Source organism: Methylosinus trichosporium OB3b (assembly GCF_002752655.1).
Lineage (GTDB): Bacteria > Pseudomonadota > Alphaproteobacteria > Rhizobiales > Beijerinckiaceae > Methylosinus > Methylosinus trichosporium.
This window is the reverse complement of record NZ_CP023737.1, coordinates 795,061-816,786: the sequence shown is the minus strand read 5'-3', so window position 1 is coordinate 816,786 and position 21,726 is coordinate 795,061. Positions and strand designations below refer to the sequence as shown.

At 64.8% G+C, this 21,726-nt stretch carries 20 protein-coding genes; 9 read left to right on the top strand and 11 right to left on the bottom strand.

All coding sequences use genetic code 11. The features are described 5' to 3' along the window. Nucleotides 1-17: 17 nt before the first annotated feature. On the bottom strand, nt 18-1,451 hold the full coding sequence (locus tag CQW49_RS03870) for a PepSY-associated TM helix domain-containing protein (protein WP_003610438.1): 1,434 nt from the start codon (nt 1,449-1,451) through the stop codon (nt 18-20). Between the two features lie 226 nt (nt 1,452-1,677). Here CQW49_RS03870 and CQW49_RS03865 point away from each other — a divergent pair, with 226 nt between their 5' ends. Next, entirely contained in the window at nt 1,678-2,667 is a 990-nt protein-coding gene (locus CQW49_RS03865) for a hypothetical protein (RefSeq protein WP_003610439.1), read from the top strand. Nucleotides 2,668-2,850: 183 nt separating this feature from the next. Here CQW49_RS03865 and pqqA read toward each other — a convergent pair whose 3' ends face one another. Further along, entirely contained in the window at nt 2,851-2,928 is a 78-nt protein-coding gene (gene pqqA / locus CQW49_RS26275) for a pyrroloquinoline quinone precursor peptide PqqA (RefSeq protein ID WP_099831855.1), read from the bottom strand. Nucleotides 2,929-3,250: 322 nt separating this feature from the next. Here pqqA and CQW49_RS03855 point away from each other — a divergent pair, with 322 nt between their 5' ends. Continuing rightward, complete coding sequence (locus CQW49_RS03855) at nt 3,251-3,529, top strand: hypothetical protein (RefSeq protein WP_155931325.1); 279 nt, start codon at nt 3,251-3,253, stop codon at nt 3,527-3,529. 86 nt (nt 3,530-3,615) lie between these two features. Here the strand turns inward: CQW49_RS03855 and CQW49_RS03850 are convergent, their stop codons facing one another. Genes CQW49_RS03850 through CQW49_RS03835 form a run of 4 tightly spaced genes read right to left on the bottom strand, consistent with a single transcriptional unit; the run spans nt 3,616 to nt 8,044 of the window. Further along, nucleotides 3,616-4,425: a formylmethanofuran dehydrogenase subunit C gene (locus CQW49_RS03850; protein ID WP_003610444.1), complete on the bottom strand. Its 810-nt coding sequence runs from the start codon at nt 4,423-4,425 to the stop codon at nt 3,616-3,618. After that, nucleotides 4,426-5,331 (bottom strand): formylmethanofuran--tetrahydromethanopterin N-formyltransferase, encoded by a 906-nt coding sequence (gene fhcD, locus CQW49_RS03845; protein WP_003610446.1) that lies wholly within the window; start codon nt 5,329-5,331, stop codon nt 4,426-4,428. Beyond that, nucleotides 5,319-6,953, bottom strand: coding sequence for a formylmethanofuran dehydrogenase subunit A (locus CQW49_RS03840; RefSeq protein WP_003610447.1), 1,635 nt, complete (start codon nt 6,951-6,953; stop codon nt 5,319-5,321). The genes fhcD and CQW49_RS03840 overlap by 13 nt, the downstream gene beginning before the upstream one ends. Further along, nucleotides 6,947-8,044 (bottom strand): molybdopterin-binding domain-containing protein, encoded by a 1,098-nt coding sequence (locus CQW49_RS03835; RefSeq protein ID WP_003610448.1) that lies wholly within the window; start codon nt 8,042-8,044, stop codon nt 6,947-6,949. The genes CQW49_RS03840 and CQW49_RS03835 overlap by 7 nt, the downstream gene beginning before the upstream one ends. Nucleotides 8,045-8,356: 312 nt before the next feature. On the opposite strand from CQW49_RS03835, the gene CQW49_RS03830 reads away from it, so the two are divergent. Both CQW49_RS03830 and pyrH read left to right on the top strand, forming a co-directional pair. Continuing rightward, nucleotides 8,357-10,477, top strand: a complete 2,121-nt coding sequence (locus tag CQW49_RS03830) for a S9 family peptidase (RefSeq protein ID WP_003610449.1) — start codon at nt 8,357-8,359, stop codon at nt 10,475-10,477. Nucleotides 10,478-10,577: 100 nt separating this feature from the next. Continuing rightward, nucleotides 10,578-11,306, top strand: coding sequence for a UMP kinase (pyrH, locus tag CQW49_RS03825; protein ID WP_003610450.1), 729 nt, complete (start codon nt 10,578-10,580; stop codon nt 11,304-11,306). Between the two features lie 87 nt (nt 11,307-11,393). On the opposite strand, the gene CQW49_RS03820 is transcribed toward pyrH, so the two are convergent. Continuing rightward, nucleotides 11,394-11,582 carry a 4Fe-4S dicluster domain-containing protein gene (locus CQW49_RS03820; RefSeq protein ID WP_003610451.1) on the bottom strand — a complete coding sequence of 63 codons (189 nt, stop codon included), beginning with the start codon at nt 11,580-11,582 and terminating at the stop codon, nt 11,394-11,396. 230 nt (nt 11,583-11,812) lie between these two features. Between CQW49_RS03820 and CQW49_RS03815 the strand changes: the two genes are divergently transcribed. Further along, complete coding sequence (locus CQW49_RS03815) at nt 11,813-13,108, top strand: O-acetylhomoserine aminocarboxypropyltransferase/cysteine synthase family protein (protein WP_003610452.1); 1,296 nt, start codon at nt 11,813-11,815, stop codon at nt 13,106-13,108. A 102-nt stretch (nt 13,109-13,210) separates the two neighbouring features. Here the strand turns inward: CQW49_RS03815 and CQW49_RS03810 are convergent, their stop codons facing one another. Next, on the bottom strand, nt 13,211-13,516 hold the full coding sequence (locus CQW49_RS03810; protein WP_003610455.1) for a carboxymuconolactone decarboxylase family protein: 306 nt from the start codon (nt 13,514-13,516) through the stop codon (nt 13,211-13,213). 115 nt (nt 13,517-13,631) lie between these two features. Between CQW49_RS03810 and CQW49_RS03805 the strand changes: the two genes are divergently transcribed. Continuing rightward, a complete protein-coding gene (locus CQW49_RS03805; RefSeq protein WP_003610457.1) occupies nt 13,632-14,180 on the top strand; it encodes a TetR/AcrR family transcriptional regulator in 549 nt (182 codons plus the stop codon). 202 nt (nt 14,181-14,382) lie between these two features. Here the strand turns inward: CQW49_RS03805 and ccrA are convergent, their stop codons facing one another. Next, nucleotides 14,383-15,636: a crotonyl-CoA carboxylase/reductase gene (ccrA, locus tag CQW49_RS03800; RefSeq protein WP_003610459.1), complete on the bottom strand. Its 1,254-nt coding sequence runs from the start codon at nt 15,634-15,636 to the stop codon at nt 14,383-14,385. A gap of 386 nt (nt 15,637-16,022) precedes the next feature. Between ccrA and CQW49_RS03790 the strand changes: the two genes are divergently transcribed. Then, entirely contained in the window at nt 16,023-16,469 is a 447-nt protein-coding gene (locus tag CQW49_RS03790; RefSeq protein WP_024750013.1) for a DUF3806 domain-containing protein, read from the top strand. A gap of 252 nt (nt 16,470-16,721) precedes the next feature. After that, nucleotides 16,722-19,151, top strand: coding sequence for a DNA topoisomerase (ATP-hydrolyzing) subunit B (gene gyrB, locus CQW49_RS03785; RefSeq protein ID WP_003610463.1), 2,430 nt, complete (start codon nt 16,722-16,724; stop codon nt 19,149-19,151). Between the two features lie 138 nt (nt 19,152-19,289). Here gyrB and CQW49_RS26270 read toward each other — a convergent pair whose 3' ends face one another. Further along, a complete protein-coding gene (locus CQW49_RS26270; RefSeq protein ID WP_155931326.1) occupies nt 19,290-19,724 on the bottom strand; it encodes a hypothetical protein in 435 nt (144 codons plus the stop codon). 460 nt (nt 19,725-20,184) lie between these two features. On the opposite strand from CQW49_RS26270, the gene CQW49_RS03780 reads away from it, so the two are divergent. Next, on the top strand, nt 20,185-20,886 hold the full coding sequence (locus tag CQW49_RS03780; protein ID WP_003610466.1) for a BglII/BstYI family type II restriction endonuclease: 702 nt from the start codon (nt 20,185-20,187) through the stop codon (nt 20,884-20,886). A gap of 32 nt (nt 20,887-20,918) precedes the next feature. Here CQW49_RS03780 and CQW49_RS03775 read toward each other — a convergent pair whose 3' ends face one another. After that, nucleotides 20,919-21,716, bottom strand: coding sequence for an MT-A70 family methyltransferase (locus tag CQW49_RS03775; protein WP_244441344.1), 798 nt, complete (start codon nt 21,714-21,716; stop codon nt 20,919-20,921). Nucleotides 21,717-21,726: the final 10 nt, after the last annotated feature.

Below are 21,726 nucleotides of genomic sequence, written 5' to 3'. Positions count from 1 at the left end.
TCGCGTCGCCCCGGCGATCAAATCGGACGCAGCCCGAGCCATCCGCTCGCGCCCGGGAGAAAGCGGCGGATGATCTGTTCCGTCGCCAGGACGAGCAGCAGCGAGAGGCCCAGCGTAGGCAGAAACACGCCGAGCGCGACGACGAGGCCGACGACGAAGGGCGCGAGCCGCGGCCCCGAGGACAGCGCCGGCGGCGCGCCCAGCGCGCCTTGGGGCCGCCGGCGCCACCACATGACCACCGAGGAGACCACCAGCAGCAGATAGCCGATCGCGGTCAGCAGGCCGAGCAACTGGTTCGCCCAGCCGAACAGCTGGCCCTCATGCGCGGCGATGCCGACGCCGAAGACGCGGTCGATCAGCGGCGACGAGAAGAAGCCTGTCTCCTTGCGCGTTTCGAAGCTCGTCGGATCGAGCTCGACGGTGCGCCGCAAGGGACGGTTCTGCGTCGTCGACTTCACGATCCAATTGGGCTTGCCCGCCGCCGGCGGGGCAATCGTCACCGGATCGGCGAGGCCGAGCGCGGCGGCGGCAGCCGCCGCTTTGTCGAAGCCGAGCGGCGCGGGGCCGCCGGCCATCGCGCCGCCATGATGGCCGTGATGGCCGGCGTGCGGGTCGGCGCTCGCCGCCGGGGCCGCCTGCTGAAAGCCCTCCTTGCGCTGCGCCTGCTTGTCGGCGGGGCCGGTGGTCCAGTCCTGCTTGACCATCGCCTGCTCGCCGACGCTGCGCAGATAGCGGAAGCTCTTGCCCCAGACGGTGGTCCAGGGGAGGGCGGTCACCAGCAGAAACAGCGCGAAGAAAGAGACCCAGAAGCCGGTGACGGCGTGCAGATCGCGCCAGAACAGGCGTCGGCCGGACGACAGGCGCGGATAGAGAATGCCGGCGAGGCTCTGCGAATCGCGCGGCCACCAGAGATAGAGGCCGGTGACGATCATGACGATCGCCCAGGCGCCGGCGAGCTCCAGCAGAATATGGCCCGGCGCCCCGAGCAGCATATCGCTGTGAAGATCGTGGGCGAGCTCGGTGGGACGAAAGCGCTCGTCCTCAATATTCAGGATCTCGAGCGTGTCGGGCCTGACCATCACGCGGAAATTCGTGAATTCTTCGGCGGGAGCGGCGGCGATGTTCTTGGAGAAGAGCACGCGCGCGGCGTCTTGGCGGTCGGCGCGCAGCTCGATGCCGGTGAGGCGCGCGTCCGGCAGAGCCGCCTGCGCGGCGGCGACCTGCTCGTCCAGCGATTTCGGCGCGCCGGCCAGCGTCAGATGGTCATACGGGCGATCGAGAAAGGCGTTGATCTGCGGCTTGAACAGATAGATCGCGCCAGTGATCGTCAGCACGAAGACGAAGGGCAGGCAGAAGAGGCCGGCGTAGAAATGCCAGCGCCAGATGACGCGATATGCGGCCGAGCGATAGGTCGCGCGATCGGCGCCTTCGCTGCGAATGACGATGTTCATACGGGCCTCCTCGACATCTCGCTCGGCGCCCCGTCCCGGTCGGTGGAACGCGTCCGAGGTCGTCGCTCGCGTTCCGCGCCGCGAGCCAGGGGCGAAGCTACATCGCCGCCGAAACCCGAGCAAGGCGGCGGCGCGCGTCCCGGCACAAACGACGCATCCGATTCAAAGACACGTCATGCAACGTCGCTAAGTCCTCTTTCGCGCAACCAAAAGGGGGCTTACCACAATGCATGTCACGCGCGCTCATCTCACCGCCGCGCTCGCTCTGGCGATCGCGGCCACTTTTTCCGCGCCGGCCGACGCCGGCAAAGGACGCTTGGATTTCGACCGCCGTCACGGTCCGAACCACGGCCAGCCGCCACAGGCGAAGGACTGGGTCCTGGTCGACGAGCAGCAGTTCTTCCTGCAAAAGCCGGCGAATTCCTTCACCGGGCTCTATCGCACGCAGGGAATCGCCGTCGACGGCGACCGCTGGATCTTCTCCTGGCAATATGGACTGGAGATCGCCAATCGGAAGTTCGAGACGGTGAAGAGGAACTCGTCCTTTTCGCTGCCCGCGAATCTGACGCCCGGCATTCCGCCGGCGCTGTTGGCGCAGGGATTCGATCACATCGGCGACATCGATGTTCACGAGGGAATCATCTACGCCTCGCTCGATACGACGAATGGCTACACCAATGGCCATGTCGCGCTCTTCAATGCGCGCGATCTCAGCTACACCGGCGTCTCCTATGATCTGACCGGCGCGCCGAGCAATCCCAAGAAGGATATCGCCAGCTGGGTGGCGATCGACCACGAGCGGCATCGCGGCTATGGCAAGGAATGGCAGAGCGGCAACACGATCAATGTCTATAGCCTGCCCGGGTGGAAATGGACCGGCGTCATCACGATGGACACGGCGCTCGAGAGCATTCAGGGCGCCAAGGTCCATGGCGATTGGCTCTATATGTCGTCGGATAATTCGACCCAGTCGATCTATCGCGCCAATCTGCGTAGCGGCAAGGTGGAGGAATTGTTCCAACTGCCCAAGCCCGAGGGCGATCGCGAGGTCGAAGGCATAGCGGTGAAGGACGGCCCTGGAGGCGCGCTCGATCTCTATGTCGAGATGATCGTCGACCCTGACCGCTCCGGCCAGGATCTGAGCAATCAGAATCTGCACGTGTCGCTCTATCACTACCGCCGCGCGGCGCACGGCGGCTCCGACTCGCAGGATTGATCAGTCGGCGTCCCGAGCCGTGAAAAGATTCGCGCGGCGTCCGCGCCGCGCTTGTCGAACCCGCGCGCTTGAGCGCTCGTGGGAACGAGCGAGCCGGTAAGAAGCCCGCATCCGTGAGGTAAAGCGGGCTTCTTACCGGCTCGAAAATTCAGCCGCCTCCGAAGGGCGGATATCGCCGAGAGATTAGATCTCAGCGGACTCGTAGCTGGTGATTTCCATGCCGACGCAGACTTCGACGATCACCGGAGCGGTCCAGGCCATGTCACTTCCTCCATTTGAAGAATTCGCCCTTTCGGGGCGCTGTCTCATCCTGCTTCTCTCGCTGTTTCCGCATGAGCTGGCAGGTTTGAGCTGGGCCGAGAATTAGCATAAGGGCCCTTCTCGTGCAATTCGGCATTTTGGGACGCGTGTCGGCAAAAGTTTCCCGATTGCAGCGCAACAATCTGGGGGATAAGGACTATTTCTGGCGTGTTCCGTCGTTCCGGGGCGTCCGCTTCGGGCAAATCTCCGAAGCGGATCGTTGGACTCGAGAAAGCGAACCATGTCCCCCGAATGGCGAGCGGAACTCGAGACTTTCTCGAAAATGTCGACCGACGGGCGTATCGCTTGGTGCGGCCGAGCCATTCTCGCGCTCACGATTCTCGCGCGGGGAACTTATCTGGCTGGGACCGACGATGTCGTCGATCCACCCCGGCTGCGGCGTTTCAACGAATTGACGCACAGGATCGCAGGTCGGCAAGCCGCCATCGACATGGATGAGGCGACGATCGAATCGTTTTTCGCGCTGGTCGGCGCATCGACGGATGAGCTTGGCGTGAGCGCGGCTCTCCTCGAGCAATTGAGGTCATGTGCCGGAGGATAATGTCGAGGCGGCTTTCGAGAAACGGACGCGGCGGCCCTTCATGGGAAAGAGCCGACTGCGTAGTCGAAACGCCTCGACACCCCGCGTCATGCCGGAATCAAAATCTCGCCCTTGCCGAACACCGCCGTGTCGCCCGCATAGCGCTGCAGGCGGCCGGACAGCAGGCGCGAGGCGCCGCGGCTCTCTTGCGCCAGAGATTTGGCGAACAGCTTGGCGAAGCCGAGGTTATGCGCGCCGCAATCGACATAGGTCGGCCCGAGGTCGTATTCCCCGGATAGCACGATCGAGGCGCGCTTATTGAGATAGCCGATCCGCTCGCCCGCCTCGCCGAGCACGATGATCGTGCCGGCAATGGCCCTCGAGCCGAGGTCGTCGCCCGCGTCGCCCTCGACAATGATGATGCCGCGGCGCAGCCGGTCGCCGCAACGCGCCCCGACGCTGCCGCGCACAATCACGCGTCCGCCCGACATGCCGGCCATCTCGCCCGCCAGCGGCGCGCCGAGGAAGTCGCCGGCGTGGCCGTAGATGTCGATATGCGCGCCCGCCGATTGCGAGGCGGCATAGGCCCCGGCGTCGCCGGCCACCGTGATTGTTCCGCCCTTGGCCGCGCGGCCGAGCTGTGCGCCGACATCGCCCTCGACATGGATTTCGAAGCCGGGGAGGAGCTTGGCGCCGAGAAGGTCGAAACGGTCGGAGCCGCCGTCGAAGCGCACCGAGGTGGCCTCGCCGAGCTTCACCTTGAACAGATCGCCGACCTTCACGGCGTTGCGCGTCGTGCCGATGGAAATCTCCTCGATCTCCTTGACGGTGCGGCGCACGAGACGGTCCGGCGTGAGGCCGGAGAGGTCGAGCCGCTGGTCGGGCTCGGCTTTCAGCGTGAAGAGAAGCGGCTTCACTTACACGAGATCCTTCAGATGATAGTGGAAGGGGCCGAGCTTGCCGCCGTAATTGCCGGCGCCGACGCGCTTGGCGCCGGTCTTGGGGCCGAGCGCGATAATGGCTTTGAGGCCAGCGCGCATCGCCGCCGAGACAGCCTCGCTGGTGAGGCCGTCGATGACGATCTCCAGCACGCAGCCGATATCGGCGTCGAGCGCGCTATTGGTCGCGCCGCGCAAAGTCGGGCAATAGGCGTCATTGGTCGATGCGCCCATGCCCTTATATTTGGAGCCGACCTTGGAGCCGGAGCGCACCACGCCGCCGGGGAAGGGGGCGATCGCGTCCGGAGTCGCATGGACGGCCTCGACGGCCGCCTCGGTCGCGCGCATGGTGCTGGCCCAATCCTCGCCCATGATCAGCAGATTGCCGCCGCCGACCGATTTCTTGGTGAGGCCGACCTGGCTTTCGACCAGAAACTCACCATCCATCACCGGCACGCGCCAGTAGCGGCGCCCGTCGATGGCCTTGGAGATCTGCCATTTGTCGCCGAACTGGCGCATCGAATCGCCGACCTTGATCTTCTCCTCGCCGTCGAAGGCGGAGAAGACGGCGCTGCCCGGGCAGGTCAGCACACATTGGCCGATGCGATTGACCAACGCCTTCCCGACGCTCTTGGGCGAGAAGCCGAACAGCAGCACGCGCACGCCCGGACGTCCGTCCGGCGTGTCGCGACCGGCCAATTCGCAGTCGATGCCGGCCTCGCAATCGCAGCCGATCACCGAGGTGGCGTAGCCGGTCATCGTGGTCGCCGCCTGCAGCGCCCATTTGCGGGTCGGCGCCGTGATGACGACGCCGGCCCCGGTCATCGGGAACGCCTCGGCGAAGCTCTCGTCGATGCGGATTCCTTTGCGGATCAGCTGCGGCATGGGACCTCCGAGAAGGCGGCGGTCGCCGGCAGCGCCGCGTCCTGCACCTCGAACATCGAGCGCGGCAGGCCGTAGAGCCCATCGTAATAAGTGTCGAGGCGGCTGTTGATCGCCCGGTCGTATTCGGGCCGCACGCGCAGCGTCCTTCCCTTGGTGTAATGCGAGACCTTGCCGTCGCGCACGACGAGATTGCCGTCCTTGAACACGTAAGCCGCGTTGCGGAACATGGCGGCCTTGTCGGTCTGCGGCTTGTAGACCGCTATATCGGCCACGGAGCCTGCGCCGAGATGGCCGCGATCCTCGAAACCATAGAGCCGGCGCGGCGCCGCGCGCGTCATGGTCGCGATTTCATAGAACGTATACTCGCGCTTGATCGATGGCAGATTGGTGAGCTCCAGCACCTCGGCCGGCAGCCGCGAGCAATATTGCGCGCGACGGTCGGCGCTCATCAGCAGCGCGAGCACCTCCGGATAGGTGGTGAAGGGCGCGCCGTTCGGATGGTCGGTGGTGAAGAACACCTGCATCGGATCATTGACGAGCAGGAACAGCTCGAGGCCCGCCGCCCATTGCACCGCATTGAAGAAGTCCGACACCCGATAGGCGTAAGGAACGACGCCGAGGCCGTTCGAATCGCCATCGAAGATGACGCCCTTCTTCGGCCGCCCGCCGGGCAGGCTGTTGAACTGCTTCATCACGTCGGAGGAGATGGTCACGATCTCGGCGAACATCACCTGACCGACGTCGACCGTGACATTCTTATTGGCGTTGATCGTCTCGGCGAACCGCGCGGCCGCCGAGGAGAAGCCGTTCTTGCCTTCGGTTCCATAGGCGTAGAACTGCACATGGGCGAGATGCAGCGGCAGGCCCTGCGAGGCGTCGATGGTGGCGAGCGCCGTCTCGACATTGCCGGGCAGGCCGAGATTGTTCATATGCAGATGCAGCGGGTGGCGAATCTTGGTGGCGTTCACCGCCTGCTGCAGCTTCTGGAAGATGGCGCGCGACGAGAGGCCATACTCGGGCACCACATCATCGAGCGAGAAATGGCGGATGTTCTGCTTGAAGGCGTCGACGCCGCCGGCGTTGACGCATTTGACGCCGATCGCCCGCGTCGCCTCCAGAGTGGCGCCGATGTAATCGACGACCGAGTCCTGACTGGCCCCGTCGCGGAAGGCGGAGAGGAGAAAGTCCTCATTGCCGAGCACCGTCAGGAAACCCTTGTCGATGATCGGGATGTCGGCCAGCTCGAGATGGGCGTGCAGCGCATGATGCGGCGACACCGCCGGCTCGATCACCGTTGTGTAGCCCATTTGCGCATAGAGGCGGCCGGTCTCGAAGGTCGACCAGCCGGCCGTCGACAGCGGCGTATTGGCGGGGCGCGGCCGATGGCCGCGATGCGCCTCCGGCAGCAGCAGCCGCGCCGTGTTCACGCCGCCGCCGGCGATATGCGAATGGATGTCGATGGCTCCGGCCATGACGACATGGCCGGAGACGTCATGCTCGACGTCCGGCGTGCGTCCGGCGGGGGGCGCGACGATGCGGCCGTCCTCGATGAAGAGATCGCCGACGGCGTCGACGCCGTTGACGGGATCGACGACATGGCCGCCGCGGAGCGAGATCAGCACGGCAGGTCCTCCGAAAATTTGGCGCTGATGGCGGCGATCGCCTGTGCGACGCTCGGCAGCTCGGCCGGGGCGCTCGCCCGCCGCAACACCATCGAGCTCGTCTCCTGCGCGAACTCCACCGCGTCATAGCTCTCGCCGGGCTTGCCGACCGCGATGAAGAGGCCGCGCTTGGGCGCGGCGCCCGGCGGCCCCAGCGTGATCAGCGGTATGTCGGCCTCCTCCCACGGCGGCGGCTCGCCGTCATAGGCGGAAATCCACAGGGCCGCGTCGGCCTCGCCGCTCTCGACGAGGCGGGCGGCCTCGAAGCGCCATGTGTCGTGCTCGGGATAGCCGCGGCCGAAGCCCGTGCGCGGCGGAAAGCCGGTCATCCAGGCGGAGGCTTGCAGCACGCCGGTGGCGTCCGCCCGCCCGCCGATCGGCACGCCGGTGAAGCGCGTCGTGGCGTTGAGCTCGGCGATCATGCCCTGCAGCATCTCGACGACGAGCGCATCGAGCCCCGCGGAGGCCCAGACGGCGACGCCGAAGCGCGCGCCCTTCAGCGTCTCGGCGGCGGCGTCGAGTTTTTTCAGCGCGGCGCCGCCGAGCGCCACGGGGCGGCCGCCGACGCGCGCGCGCAGAGCGGCCAGCACGCCCGGCAGTTCCGCCTCGGTCGCGGGGATCGTCTCGATCTCGACCCCGTCGAGCTTGGCCTCATTGCGCTTGGGCCCGATCCACAGCACCTTGCGCGCCGTGCGGCCGCCGTGGACCGTCTCTTTGTCCAGCGCCAGCCGATCGAAGATCGCCGGCCAGTAGCCGGGCAGGCCCGGGCCCACCAGCAGCACGACGTCGGCGCGCACGCGGGCCTCGTTCGGCGTCGTCACGAAGACGCCGGCCGAACGCAAGACCTCGAGATCGGTCAGCGAATCGCGGGAAGCGAGATGATCGAAGGCGCCGCGCAGCCGCTCGGCGAGCAGGATCGCCGCCTGCGCCCCGGCGATGTCGGCCCCGAGGCCGGCCACCAGGGGAAAATTCGCGCCCTGCAGAATTTTCGCGGCTTGTTCGTAGGCGTCTTCGGGAGAAATAGATTTTCCGTCGAGCGTCGCGTTGCTCATTGCCTCAACCGATGTTTCCACCATGCCCGGGTTTGCGCCCGCGCTTTTTTGTCCGCTCCCGGCGCGACGGCCGAAGGCGAAGGCAAGAGCGGCGCGGCCCCTGGTCGGAGCCTGCGTCGCGCGCTATGCCTATCAGCCACGGCGCAGGAAGTCGAGACATCCTCGCGCCTCAATTCTATCTTCCGGGTCGATGGCCCGAGAAAACCGGCGGCCGTCGTCGCGATCCGCAGGCGAATCCAACCCGCGCCGCGGGCTGGGCTCTGGATTGCTTCGCTCCTCGCGCAATGACGGCCTTCCTATGAGGAAACATCAATGGCGGCATCCGCCCCTGAAACCGCCTTCGCCCTTTCCGCAGCGACCCCGCCGGTCGCCGAGAAGCGGCCGACCCGCCGCGTCACCCATGGCCGCGTTCTCGATGATCCCTATGCTTGGCTCGCCGCCGAGAGCTGGCGCGAGGTGCTGAGCGATCCGGCGACGCTGCCTTCCGACATCGCCGATCTGGTGCGGGCCGAGAACGCCTATTGCAACGCGGCGCTCGCGCCGCTCGGCGCCCTGCGCGAAAAATTGCAAACGGAGCTGCGCGGCCGCATCAAGGAGGACGACAGCGAGCCGCCGTGGCCGGATGGTCCGCACGCCTATTTCGAGCGTTTTCGCGAAGGGGGCGAGCACACGCTCTATTGCCGCGCGCCGCGCGGCGGCGGCGAGGAGCACATTCTCTTCGACGGCGACGAAGAAGCGGGCGAGGCGCATTTCTTCGATATCGGCGAGATCGATCATTCGCCCGATCATGCGCAGCTCGCCTGGAGCGTCGACGACAAGGGCTCGGAATATTATTCGATCCGCACTCGCGCCATCGCGGACGGGAAGGACCGGCCGGACGTCGTCACGCACAGCGACGGCTCCATGGTGTGGAGCGCCGATTCGACGAGCTTCTATTATGTCCGCGTCGATGAGAATCACCGTACCGCGCAAGTGTTCCGTCACGATGTCGGCGCCGATCCGGCGAGCGACGCGCTGATCGTCGAGGAGCGCGATCCGGCCTGGTTCGTGTCTCTGGATCGCAGCCGTTGCGGGCGCTTCGCCATTGTCGCGATTCGCGGCCATGACGCCAGCGAATGCCATCTGATCGACATTCGCGACAAGCATGCGAAGCCGCGGCTCGTCGCTCCGCGCGAGCCGAAGCTGCGTTACGACGTCGAGCCGCATGGCGATGATCTCTACATCCGCGCCAATGCCGACGGCGCCGAGGATTTCGCGATTTTTCGCGCGCCGCTGACGAGCGCCGCGCGCGCCGATTGGCGCATGGTCGTGCCGCATGTTTCGGGGCGTCTCATCGTCGTCGGCACGGTCTATGCGCGCCATCTCGCCTGGGTCGAGCGTGAGAACGGTCTGCCGCGCATCATGATCCGCGAGCTGGCGAGCGGCGAGGAGCACGCCATCGCCTTCGCCGAGGAGGCCTATGCGCTGCGACTGCAGACGGGACTCGAGTTCGACACCGAGGTTCTGCGCTTCACCTATTCCTCGATGACGACGCCCGAGGAGACCTATGATTACGACATGCGGGCGCGAGCGCGCCTGCTGCTGAAGCGCGAGGAGATCCCTTCGGGCCATGATCCGAAGAATTATGTGACGCGCCGCCTGTTCGCGCGCGCTTCGGACGGCGTGGAGGTTCCCGTCACCGTGCTGCATCGCGCCGATCTCGCGCTCGGCGGCGGCGCGCCGACGCTGCTCTATGGCTACGGCGCCTACGGGCATCCTTTGTCGGCGAGCTTCGATAGCCATGCACTGTCGTTGGTCGATCGCGGCTTCGTCTATGCGCTCGCCCATACGCGCGGGGGTACCGACAAGGGCTGGAGCTGGTACGAGAACGGCAAGCTCGAGCACAAGACCAACACCTTCACCGACTTCATCGCCGCGGCGCGCCATCTGATCGCGGCAGGCTATGCGAAGGAGGGCGGGATCATCGCACAAGGCGCGAGCGCCGGCGGCATGCTGATGGGGGCGATCGCCAATATGGCGCCGGAGCTGTTCTCCGGGGTCATCGCCGGCGTGCCGTTCGTCGACGTGCTGAGCACAATGCTGCGCGACGATCTGCCCTTGACCCCGCCCGAATGGGAGGAATGGGGCAATCCGATCGCCGACGCCGCGGCCTATGACCGGCTCGCCGCCTATTCGCCCTATGACAATGTGGCGGCGAAAGCCTATCCGGCGATTCTCGCGCTCGCCGGCCTCACCGATCCGCGCGTGACCTATTGGGAGCCGCTGAAATGGGTGGCGCGCCTGCGTGAGCGCATGACCGGCGGCGGCCCCGTCCTGCTGCGCACGAATATGGAGGCCGGCCATGCCGGCGCCTCCGGCCGGTTCGAGCGGCTCGAGGAGGTGGCGCTGGAATGGGCCTTTGCGCTCGCCTGCGCGGGGAGGGCGGGGGCGTAGGGCGGTCGAAGGATCGCGATCCTCCGTCCTTGCCGGGCCGCCGCGGCTCGCCTATCAAGGCCTCCGATCGATCCGATTGGCGAGACGAAGAGGCGCGGGCATGACGAACGCAGCGAACCTGCCGAAGTGGAGACGGGTCGTCGTCAAGCTCTCGGGCGAGGCGCTGATGGGCGACGCGCCGCACGGACTGCATGCGCCGACGCTGGAACGCATCGCCGCCGATCTCGCCGCCGCGGCCGAGCTCGGGACGCAGATCGCCGTCGTCGTCGGCGGCGGCAATTTCTTTCGCGGCATTCTGGGCGCGGACAAGGGTATCGAACGCGCGCGGGCCGATTCGATCGGCATGCTGGCGACGGTGATGAACGGCCTCGCGCTCGAGCAGGCGATCGAGGCGAGGGGAAGGCAGGCGCGCTGCCTCTCGGCCGTGCCCATGCCATCCTTATGCGAATCCTTCTCGCGTCGGGCGGCGCTGCATCATCTCGCCAAGGGGCGGGTGGTGATCTCCGCGGGCGGCACGGGCCTCCCCTTCTTCACCACCGACACGCCGGCGGTCGTGCGCGCCGCCGAGCTCTCGGCCGACGCTGTGCTGAAGGCGACCCAGGTCGACGGCGTCTATACCGCCGACCCCAAGCGCGATCCGAACGCGCGCCGCTATGACACGCTCACGCATGACGAGGCGATCGCCAAAAATCTCGCGGTGATGGATACGGCGGCGTTCGCTTTGGCGCGCGAGAACAAGATCCCGATCGTCGTGTTCTCGATCGCCGGAGACGGGTCGATCCGGGCGATTCTGGAGGGGAAGGGTCGCGGCACCTTTGTGCTGCCGTAGGGGCGAGACACTCGACGCGCGCCACCTTCTCCCGCGAGCGGGAGAAGGGAGCGCCCATTTTTGAAAGGGCGTCGCCGCCCGTTCAGCTTACGCCGGGACGCAGGTGTTCGGAACCGGACACACCTCGTCGCAATGCGGCGTGCCGCCGTCGCATTCCGTGCACTTCTTCGGGTCGATGATATAGGTGTCGCCCTTCATGCGAATGGCGGCGGTGGGGCAGTCGAACTCGCAGGCGCCGCAGACGGTGCATTGCGACGCGATGATCTTGTAGGCCATTGAAAGTCTCCCCGAATGCGCTTCTCTCGCGGCGCCGGGCGCCGCCGTCTTCCTTGCGACAGGGAGGGGACAAGCAAGAATCGTTTCAATTCCAGTCGGTGGCGTCGCGCCGAGGCGCGACAGTCGGTCGCGCGGCGGGGGGGCGTCTTCGGAACCCTACATTGCCAGTAGAATAATAATCCGGTTAAATCCGGCGCCGGCGCGATACGGCGAAACAAAGGGAGGATGGAATGGCCGTCGACAGCAAGCACCCCGAGACTCTGGCCCTCCACGCCGGCTGGCGTGCGGACCCGGCCACGGGCGCCGTCGCGCCCCCCATCTATCAGACGACCTCCTACCAGTTCCGCGATTCGGAACATGCCGCCAATCTCTTCGCGCTCAAAGAGCTGGGCAATATCTACACGCGCATCGGCAATCCGACGACCGCGATCCTCGAGGAGCGTCTCGCCGCGCTCGAGGGCGGCGTCGCGGCGCTCGCCCTCGCTTCCGGCCAGGCGGCCTCGGCCTTCGCGCTGCAGAACATCGCCCGCGCCGGGGACAATGTCGTCGCCTCCACGGATCTTTACGGCGGCACCTGGAATCTCTTCGCCAATACGCTGAAGGAGCAGGGGCTCGACGTGCGCTTCGTCGACCCGAGCGATCCGGAGAATTTTCGCCGCGCGACGGACGCGCGCACGCGCGCTTATTACGCCGAGACGCTGCCCAACCCGAAGCTCACCGTCTTACCGATCGCGGAAGTGGCGGCGATCGGCCGCGAATACGGCGTTCCGCTGATCGCCGACAACACCGCGGCGCCGTTGCTGGTGAAGCCGTTCGAGCATGGCGCGGCGATCGTCGTCTATTCGACGACCAAATATATCGGCGGCCACGGCACATCGATCGGCGGCGCCATCATCGACGGCGGCAATTTCGACTGGGAGAAATTCCCCGATCGCCAGCCGGCGCTCAACACGCCGGACCCGAGCTATCACGGCGCGGTGTGGGTGGAGGCGGTCAAGCCGCTCGGGCCCATCGCCTATATCATCAAGGCGCGCACGACTCTTCTGCGCGATCTCGGTTCCGCGCCATCACCTTTCAACGCCTTTCTGACGCTGCAGGGGATCGAGACCCTGCCGTTGCGCATCGAGCGCCACGTGTCCAATGCGCAGGCGGTCGCGGATTTCCTGGCGCAGCGTTCCGAGGTGACGAAGGTCATTCATCCCTCGCGCCAGACCGGGGCGGAGCGCGAGCGCGCGGACAAATATCTGAAGGGCAGATATGGCGCGCTGCTCGGCTTCGAGCTCGCAGGCGGGCTGGACGCGGGGCGCCGGTTCATCGACGCGCTGAAGCTCTTCTATCATGTCGCCAATATCGGCGACGCGCGCAGCCTCGCCATTCATCCGGCGACGACGACGCATTCGCAGCTCTCGCCGGAAGCGCAGCTCGCCGCCGGCGTGACGCCCGGCTATGTTCGCCTCTCGATCGGCATCGAGCATATCGACGATATTCTCGCCGATCTCGATCAAGCGTTGACGACGGCGGGGTGAGGCGTCGCGAGGGGCGAGGCGACGCCCTGCGGCTCTGGATCGCTTCGCTTCGCTCGCAATGACGGCCGGGGCGCTCCGCAACGCCGGAGCGACGCGGGTGCGTCACTCGGTCACGACATGCGTCCCATGCGTGACTGCGGCGCCGGCCCGAAGCGCCGCGGCGACGAAGATCGCCTCGGCGAGCTCGGCCTCGGTCGCGCCGGCCGCGAGCGCATGCTTGCGATGCACCTCGAGGCAATAGGGGCATTGCGTCGTCATCGCCACGGCCAGCGCGATCAGCTCCTTGTATTTCTTTGGAATAGCGCCGTCGGCCAGCGCCGCCTCGTCGAATTTGCGATAGGCTTCCATGGCGGCCGGGGCCGCCGCGCCGATCTTGCCGAGCGCTTTCAGATTTTTCATCTCGTACATGGGCTGTCCTCCGCCTCGTTTCATCTACCTATCACATGATAGGTAAACCATGCGCCATTGACGGGAGGCCTGTCAATGGCGCTGTATCCGCGTCGTCTGAGAGGGATGGGACGACATGGCCACGGCGCGACGCGGGGAGGGGACGGCTTCGAGAATTCTCGACAGCGCCGAGGAGCGTCTGTGCCGCTACGGCTATAATGGCGTGAGCTTCCGCGACATCGCCGCCGATGTCGGCGTCAAGAGCGCCAGCGTTCATTATTTCTTCCCGACGAAAGCGGCGCTCGCCGCCGCGGTCGTGCGGCGCTACGCCGATCGCTGCGGCGCGGAGCTCGGCGATCCGGCCGCGCGGGCTCCGGCGGAGGCGATCGCTCTGCTCGGCGAGATGTTCCGCCGCACGGTGGTCGAGCGAAAGCGCATGTGCCTTTTCGGTATGATGGCGGCGGAGGTCGGCGGGCTGCCGCCCGAGGTGAGCGCCGAGGCGCGGCGATTCTTCGCCGAGACTCTTTGTTGGCTGCGCGCCGCGCTCGGTGACGAGCGCGGCGCGGCCGAGGCGATCCTCGCCGCTTTCGAAGGCGGCGTTCTGCTCGCCCGCGCCATGGACGATCCCGCCATGTTGGAGAAGGTCGCGGCGCGCCTCTCCGTGAACGCTTGGCCACGCGCCTGAAGCCTCGCTGCGGAGCGACTCGGGACGCTCCGCAAGGGCGCACGCCTCTGAACTGCGCGTTCGACGATGTCGGTCATCAGGCGCGGCGCGCGCGTCTACCGTAGAAGCGCTATTCCGCCATCGGCCCTCGCTAACACAAAAACTTCTATGTTAGTCGATATGGGGCCGATAGCGTCATATTTAATATATTATCGCCGCCGGCTCACGTTCGGCCGGCCTCGATCACTTCCTCGAGCGTGCGCAGGCCCGTGGTCGGCGCATTGACCAGAACGGACATATTGCCGGGGGCGTGCTCGTTCTTCCACATTTTGGTGTGGGCGAGCGGAATCTTGGCCCAGGGGAAGACCTCCGACATGCAGGGGTCGACCCTTCGGTCGATCACGAAGCGATTGGCCGCGGCCGCCTGCTTCAGATGCGCGAAATGCGAGCCCTGGATGCGCTTCTGGCGCATCCACACATAGCGGGCGTCGAAGGTGAGGTTGAAGCCGGTGGTGCCGGCGCAGAACACCACCATGCCGCCGCGCTTCACCACCATGCAGGAGAGCGGGAAGGTCTGCTCGCCGGGATGCTCGAAGACGATGTCGACGTCCTTCTTGCCGGTGATGTCCCAGATCGCCTTGCCGAAATTGCGGGCGGCCTTCGACCAGTCGTTGAACTCGGGCGAGTTCACGGTCGGCAGCTGGCCCCAGCAGCCCTTGAAATCCTTGCGGTTGATGACGCCCTTGGCGCCGAGCGAGAGCACATAGTCGCGCTTGCTCTCGTCCGAGATCACGCCGATGGCGTTGGCGCCGGCGGCGGCGCAGAGCTGCACGCCGAACACGCCGAGACCGCCCGAGGCGCCCCAGATCAGCACATTGTCGCTCGGCTTCAGCCGGTGCGGCTCATGGCCGAACAGCATGCGATAGGCGGTGGCGAGGGTCAGCGTGTAGCAGGCCGACTCCTCCCAGGTGAGATGTTTCGGCCGCTCCATGAGCTGGCGGTCCTGCACGCGGCAGAACTGGCCGAAGGAGCCGTCCGGCGTCTCATAGCCCCAGATGCGCTGCGAGGCGGAGAACATCGGGTCGCCGCCATTGCACTCCTCGTCGTCCCCGTCATCCTGGTTGCAGTGGACGACGACCTCGTCGCCGATTTTCCAGCGCTTGACCTTGGAGCCGACCGCCCAGACGATGCCGGAAGCGTCGGAGCCGGCGATGTGATAGGGCTGCTTATGGGCGTCGAGCACCGAGATCGGCTGGCCGAGCGCCGCCCAGACGCCATTGTAGTTGACGCCGGCCGCCATCACCAGCACCAGCACGTCATGGCTGTCGAGCTCCCAGGTCGGCACGACCTCGAGCTGCATGGCCTCTTCCGGCGGCCCGTGCCGCTCCTTGCGGACGACCCAGGCGTGCATCTTGGCGGGCACGTGCCCGAGCGGCGGGATCTCGCCGATGTCGTAGAGGTCTTTCAGTTCGGTCAACGTCTGGCTCCTCGGGGAACTCTTTCGGCCGACGGCGGGCCGGGTTCATGACGGTCTTTCATATACGGCGGAATTTCGCCTGAACAGAGCGATGATGGCGGGGGTGCGAAAGCGGATCTCGAGAGGCGGCCGTCATTGCGAGGAGCGCAGCGAGGAAGCAATCCAGAGCCGCGGGGCGCGGCCCCTGGATCGCTTCGCGCCGCTCGCGATGACGGGCTACTCGATATATAAGCTCATAGATGAAGCCAATCATGAGCCGGCGCAGCGTCGGCGCTTGCTGGCACGGCGGCTGCGGATGTCGAGGTTCTCGGGTGAGGTCGGGCGGCGGACGAGGCGCGCAGCCGCGTGAGAGCAGTTCGAATTTTAATGACTGATTGGAGGAGACAATGGCTTTAAGCGAGAGTATCAGAGAGCTGAATGCGGATGAGAATAGTTTTTTTGATTTCTGGCGTGCACAGCTTCGGCAAATGCTCCCTGAGCAAGAGCGGAGCATCATCGATAGCACTACAGGAAAACTTACAGTAATTCAACTTGTACTTGAACACGCTACGGCGGAAGAGCATGAGCTGCTTCAGGGCTTGGGTGTTCTCTTCGGAGACGCGCTAGCCGACGAACTCGGCCTGCGATGGGTCGTAACAACCGATCACTTTGGAACAGCGCCGGTCGTAATTCGACCCGGGACCTCGTTGAAGATCGGAGCCTTTTCTATGATCGAAAAGCGCGTAGTGAATGGAGACGTTCCCATCGAAGTTGGCGTTCTCTTCGAGGCTATCCGCGATCAAGCAAATCAGCTCCTGCTCTCGAAAGAAGCAGCTTTGTGGCCGTCCGTTTGAACCACGACTGCTGTGATGATGATCGCAAGAGTCGATCATCACTGAGCGCGAGCGGGGGGCGCTGTGCAAAGCAAAGCTTCCTTACATGCGGCAGCCCCTTGCTTTTTCCGTGGGCCGCGAAGTGTAGCTCGGGCAAGAAAGGGGGGGGCTAACCACCCCACCGCCCCCCACCGGTTTCTCGTGCATCCCACCCCCATTCCACGCTAAAATCAGCGCTTCAGAATCGCCTCGCCCGCAGGAGCCCCCGATCATATGAGCAATGACGCCGACGACGCCGTCCCGACCCCCGAATATGGCGCGGATTCGATCAAGGTGCTGCGTGGGCTCGACGCCGTGCGCAAGCGTCCGGGCATGTATATCGGCGACACCGACGACGGGACCGGCCTCCATCATATGGTCTATGAGGTGGTCGACAACGCCATCGACGAGGCGCTGGCCGGCCACGCCAGTCTCGTCACGGTGACGCTGGACGCCGACGGCTCCTGCACCGTCACCGACAATGGCCGCGGCGTGCCGACCGGCATCCATAAGGAGGAGGGGGTCTCGGCGGCCGAGGTCATCATGACCCAGCTGCACGCCGGCGGAAAATTCGACCAGAACTCCTATAAGGTCTCGGGCGGCCTGCATGGCGTCGGCGTGTCGGTGGTCAATGCGCTGTCGGTGTGGCTGAAGCTGCGGATCTGGCAGGATGGGCGCGAGCATTTCATGGAGTTCGCCAATGGCGACGCGGTCGCGCCGCTCGCCGTGGTCGGCGACGCGCCGATCGAGGACGGCAAGCCGAAGCGTGGCACGCAGGTGACCTTCCTGCCGTCGCTCAAGACATTCAAAACGGTCGTCGAGTTCGATTATGCGACCATCGAGCATCGGCTGCGCGAGCTGGCCTTTTTGAATTCCGGCGTGCGCATCGTGCTCACCGATGCGCGCCACGCGGAGCAGAAGCGCGAGGAGCTTTACTATGAAGGCGGGCTCGAGGCCTTCGTGCGTTATCTCGATCGCGCCAAGACGCCGCTGATCGCGCAGCCGATCATGATTCACGGCCAGCGCGAGCATATCAATGTCGAAGTCGCTCTGTGGTGGAACGACTCGTACCATGAGAATGTGCTGGTCTTCACCAACAATATTCCGCAGCGCGACGGCGGCACGCATCTCGCGGGCTTTCGCGCCGGGCTGACACGGCAGATCACCGGCTATGCCGAGCGCTCCGGCCTCGCCAAGCGCGAGAAGGTCGATCTCACCGGCGACGATTGCCGCGAGGGTCTGACCTGTGTCGTCTCGGTGAAGGTGCCCGATCCGAAATTCTCCTCGCAGACGAAGGACAAGCTCGTCTCCTCCGAGGTGCGTCCGGCGGTCGAGAATATCGTCAATGAATTGCTCGACCAATGGCTCGAGGAGCATCCGCAGGAGGCGAAAGCCGTCGTCTCCAAGGTCTGCGAGGCGGCGGTGGCGCGCGAGGCGGCGCGCAAGGCGCGCGAGCTGACGCGGCGCAAAGGCGCGCTCGATGTCGCGAACCTGCCCGGCAAGCTCGCCGATTGTCAGGAGCGCGATCCAGCCAAGGCGGAACTGTTCATCGTCGAGGGCGACTCGGCCGGCGGCACCGCCAAGCAGGGCCGCAATCGCGAGTTCCAGGCGGTCTTGCCGCTGCGCGGCAAGATCCTCAATGTCGAGCGCGCGCGCTTCGACAAGATGCTGTCGTCGGAACAGATCGGCACTTTGATCACTGCGCTCGGCACCGGCATCGGCCGTGACGAGTTCAACGCCGACAAGCTGCGCTATCACAAGATCATCATCATGACCGACGCCGACGTCGACGGCGCGCATATTCGCACGCTGATCCTGACCTTCTTCTATCGGCAGATGCCGCAGCTGATCGAGCGCGGCCATGTGTTCATCGCCCAGGCGCCGCTCTACAAGGTGACCAAAGCCAAATCGACGCAATATCTCAAGGACGAGCGCGCGCTCGAGGATTATCTGATCGACTCCGTGCTGGACGGCGCCGTGCTTCGCTGCGGCACTGGCGAGGAGCGCGCGGGCAAGGATCTGCGTCAGGCGCTCGAGGATGCGCGCTCCTTCCGCACCATCATGAACGGGCTGCATTCGCGCTACGACCGCAGCGTCGTCGAGCAGACCGCGCTGGCCGGCGCGCTGCAGGCGCCGCCGGACGACGCCAAGGCGAACGATGTGGCGGAGCGTCTCAATGCGATCGCCGAGGAGACCGAGCGCGGCTGGACCGGCGAAACGCGCGAGGGCGGCTATGTCTTCCGCCGCACTCTGCGCGGCGTCGCGCAAGCGGTGATTTTGGACGCCGCGCTGCTCGCCTCGAGCGAGGCGCGCAAGCTGCAGGAGCGCGCCGAGAGTCTGCGCGAGATTTTCGCCGGCGCCGCCTCGCTGGCGCGGCGCGGCGACGAGACGCCGCTCTCCGGTCCGCTCGCGCTCTATGACGCGACCGCCGCGCTCGGCCGCAAGGGCCTCGCCATCCAGCGCTACAAGGGCCTCGGCGAGATGAACGCCGAGCAGCTGTGGGAGACGACGCTCGACCGCGAGGTGCGCTCGCTGCTGCAGGTGCGGGTGAAGGAGGCCGTGGAGGCCGAGGATATTTTTGTGAAGCTGATGGGCGATGTGGTGGAGCCGCGCCGCGAGTTCATTCAGGAGAACGCGCTGAACGTGGCGAATTTGGATGTGTGAGAAGCCTATGGCATGGATGGAGAGAGGCGTCTCATGCGTCGTCAGAAGGGTTTTTAGAGAATAATGTTTGAGAAACAACTTGCACAATTTTTGCGTAACGTCAGGTGTTGCAGACTCGCATCATTTCTAACTATACTATCATTTCATGCATGTGACGATCAGCGCGCTGTGGTCTGTCGAACCGAGCTCTCGTGGCTCGTGGTCGTAATGACAACTTGGATGATAGCGGTCTATGAATTTTTGGTTTGCAAACGCATGGTCGATCCTAAAACCATTCCCGGCATTTGATTTCCATGACCACTCTCGAGCCGAAACTCCGTTCGTTCTTCTCCACAAATCACTGAGGTTTAATTTGGAAGACAGTGCATCAAATTTCTCGGCGCATGCGTAACGCTCGCCATTGTTATCCCGATCGTGCAGTTGGTTACCCGTATTGAAATCACCGATGATCGCGAAGGGGAAGTCCGCTCGTTCCTTGGCCGCATCGTGGCAGGCTGCGAAGAACGCCGCTTTAGCGGAGCCCTGCGGGAAATATGAGGCAAGCATGCACCAGTCACCAGAGGTTACATTCATCAGCACTCCGGCAGATGAGTTGTCAGGAGTTATAGAATTGTACGAAAATGATGAGGACGCAGCGAAAAATACGCCATTACTAGTTCCGCTATCATTCAAGCAAGCATGATGCAGTCCGCAACTATTAGCCCATTGTATAATGATTCGAGAGCAGGAATTTTGTCGCCATTCTGTTAACACGACTGCGTCAGGCCTCTGCCTCTCGATGTAGCGCAGCAAGGATTCAATGCGCCGCCCTCCGCCGCTTCGGATATTGAGAGATAGGATTTTCAACAACTATGACCCCGAGCCTGAAATGTGATTGTCCCCAGCCCGCACCGGTTTTGGCTTTGCGATCTCTTGATCATAACGGGATGAGCGTCAATAGCTAGCTCCATGTCCAAGCGCTTGATCAAGTAGGCATTTTTGTGGTGACTCCGGTAAGACGGGCTTCATCGAGTCCGATAACTCGGTTGGAGCCGTGTTCGAAACCCATACCTACAATGATCCCGAAGTCGTGCCGCCTGCTGCGCGGGAGCACTGGGACTTCATGGAGACGAACTCCGCCGCCGCGGTCATGAAGGCGGTGTGCCCGGGAGAATGGAAGGACATCGTCGATGTCCTCTCGACCTATCGGCTGGTTCCGGAATTCTGGTTGAAGGCGGGCGGAAACCGAGGAGACATCGCCGCGCAGATCGACCGGCGGTTTTCGGCGCTCGGCTGGAAAGAGGCGCGTCTCGATCTCGAAACCACGGGCATTCTCTATGACAAGAACAACAGGATCATAGGGACGTTGGCGCCGGTGAAGCAGGAAGGCTACCTCGTCGACAATTTCAAGGGCCGCGTCGTCCTCGATGTCGAATGGAACGCGAAGGACGGCAATCTCGACCGCGATCTGGCGTCTTACCGGTCCTGGTATGAGGCCGGCGTGATTTCCGCCGGGGTCGTCATCACCAAGGACCGCCCGCGCTTGCTGGCCTTGGCTCGGCAGATCTGGGGAGACTATGAGGCGACGCTTCCAGAAGAAGAGCGGACCCACAAGCTGCCTATCGATCTGTCGACATCCACGGTGACGGCTTTCGACAAGGCGCAAATGCGCTTGCGGCGCGGCGTCATGGGAACATGTCCCGTCCTCATTGTCGCGGCGACCGAGAAAACATGGGACGGGACGCCTTATCGGTAGACCAGCCCTGTCAAAGCGGCTGAACCACGCCACTAAGCGGAAATGCGCTGCCTGCCTCGCGGCCGCATCGGCACATCGGCCTTCTTCAGAAGCGACCGGACGCGCTGGATCGAATAGCCCGTCTCCTCGGCCAGCTCGCGGACGCTGCTGCCGCCGAAATAGCGTCGGCTGAGCTCGTCCGCCATCGCCTCGGCTGTCTCCTCGCCGATATGGGAGTTGGCGATGAGCTCCGGCAGCAGAGCCCCGCCTTCGTAGCCCTTGTGGACCCTGCCGCGCGGCGTCGTCTCTTCCGGGGATTCATCGCCCCAGACGGTCCAGCCCTTGCGTGGATAGCGCGCGAACATTTCGAGATAGGGACCGGGCGAGCAGGCCTGGATCAGATCGTATTGCTCGTCCGGCTTGCGCGAGTGCTCCCTCTTGCGGGTCTCGATCATATTGACCTGAGAGCGGCCGGGCGCGAGCGTGCGCATCGAGCCCTTCACGCCGAACAGCAGCAATTCGGTGACGTTGCGGAAATAAAACCCGACGCCGCGTCCATCTGGTCCGCCGTCCTTGCGCCGCTTCGCCCAAACGATGTTGCTGACGTAGCGGAACCCCCATGCGTGCAGCACGTCGAGTCCGTCGGTGAGCAGCGCATTCGGCACCCACAGATAGAGATGGGCGTTGCGCGCGGTCACGGAGGAAACGGGTAGCGCCTTGATGGCGTCGAGCGACATGGTGGAATAGCGATCGAGACGCCGATGCTCCGGCGCGACCTTGCCGGTCCGGTTGGAAAACCTCCACGGCGGGTCCGCGAGCACCGTCTGAAACCCGCCGACGATTTTCGGCAAGGGGTGGGGC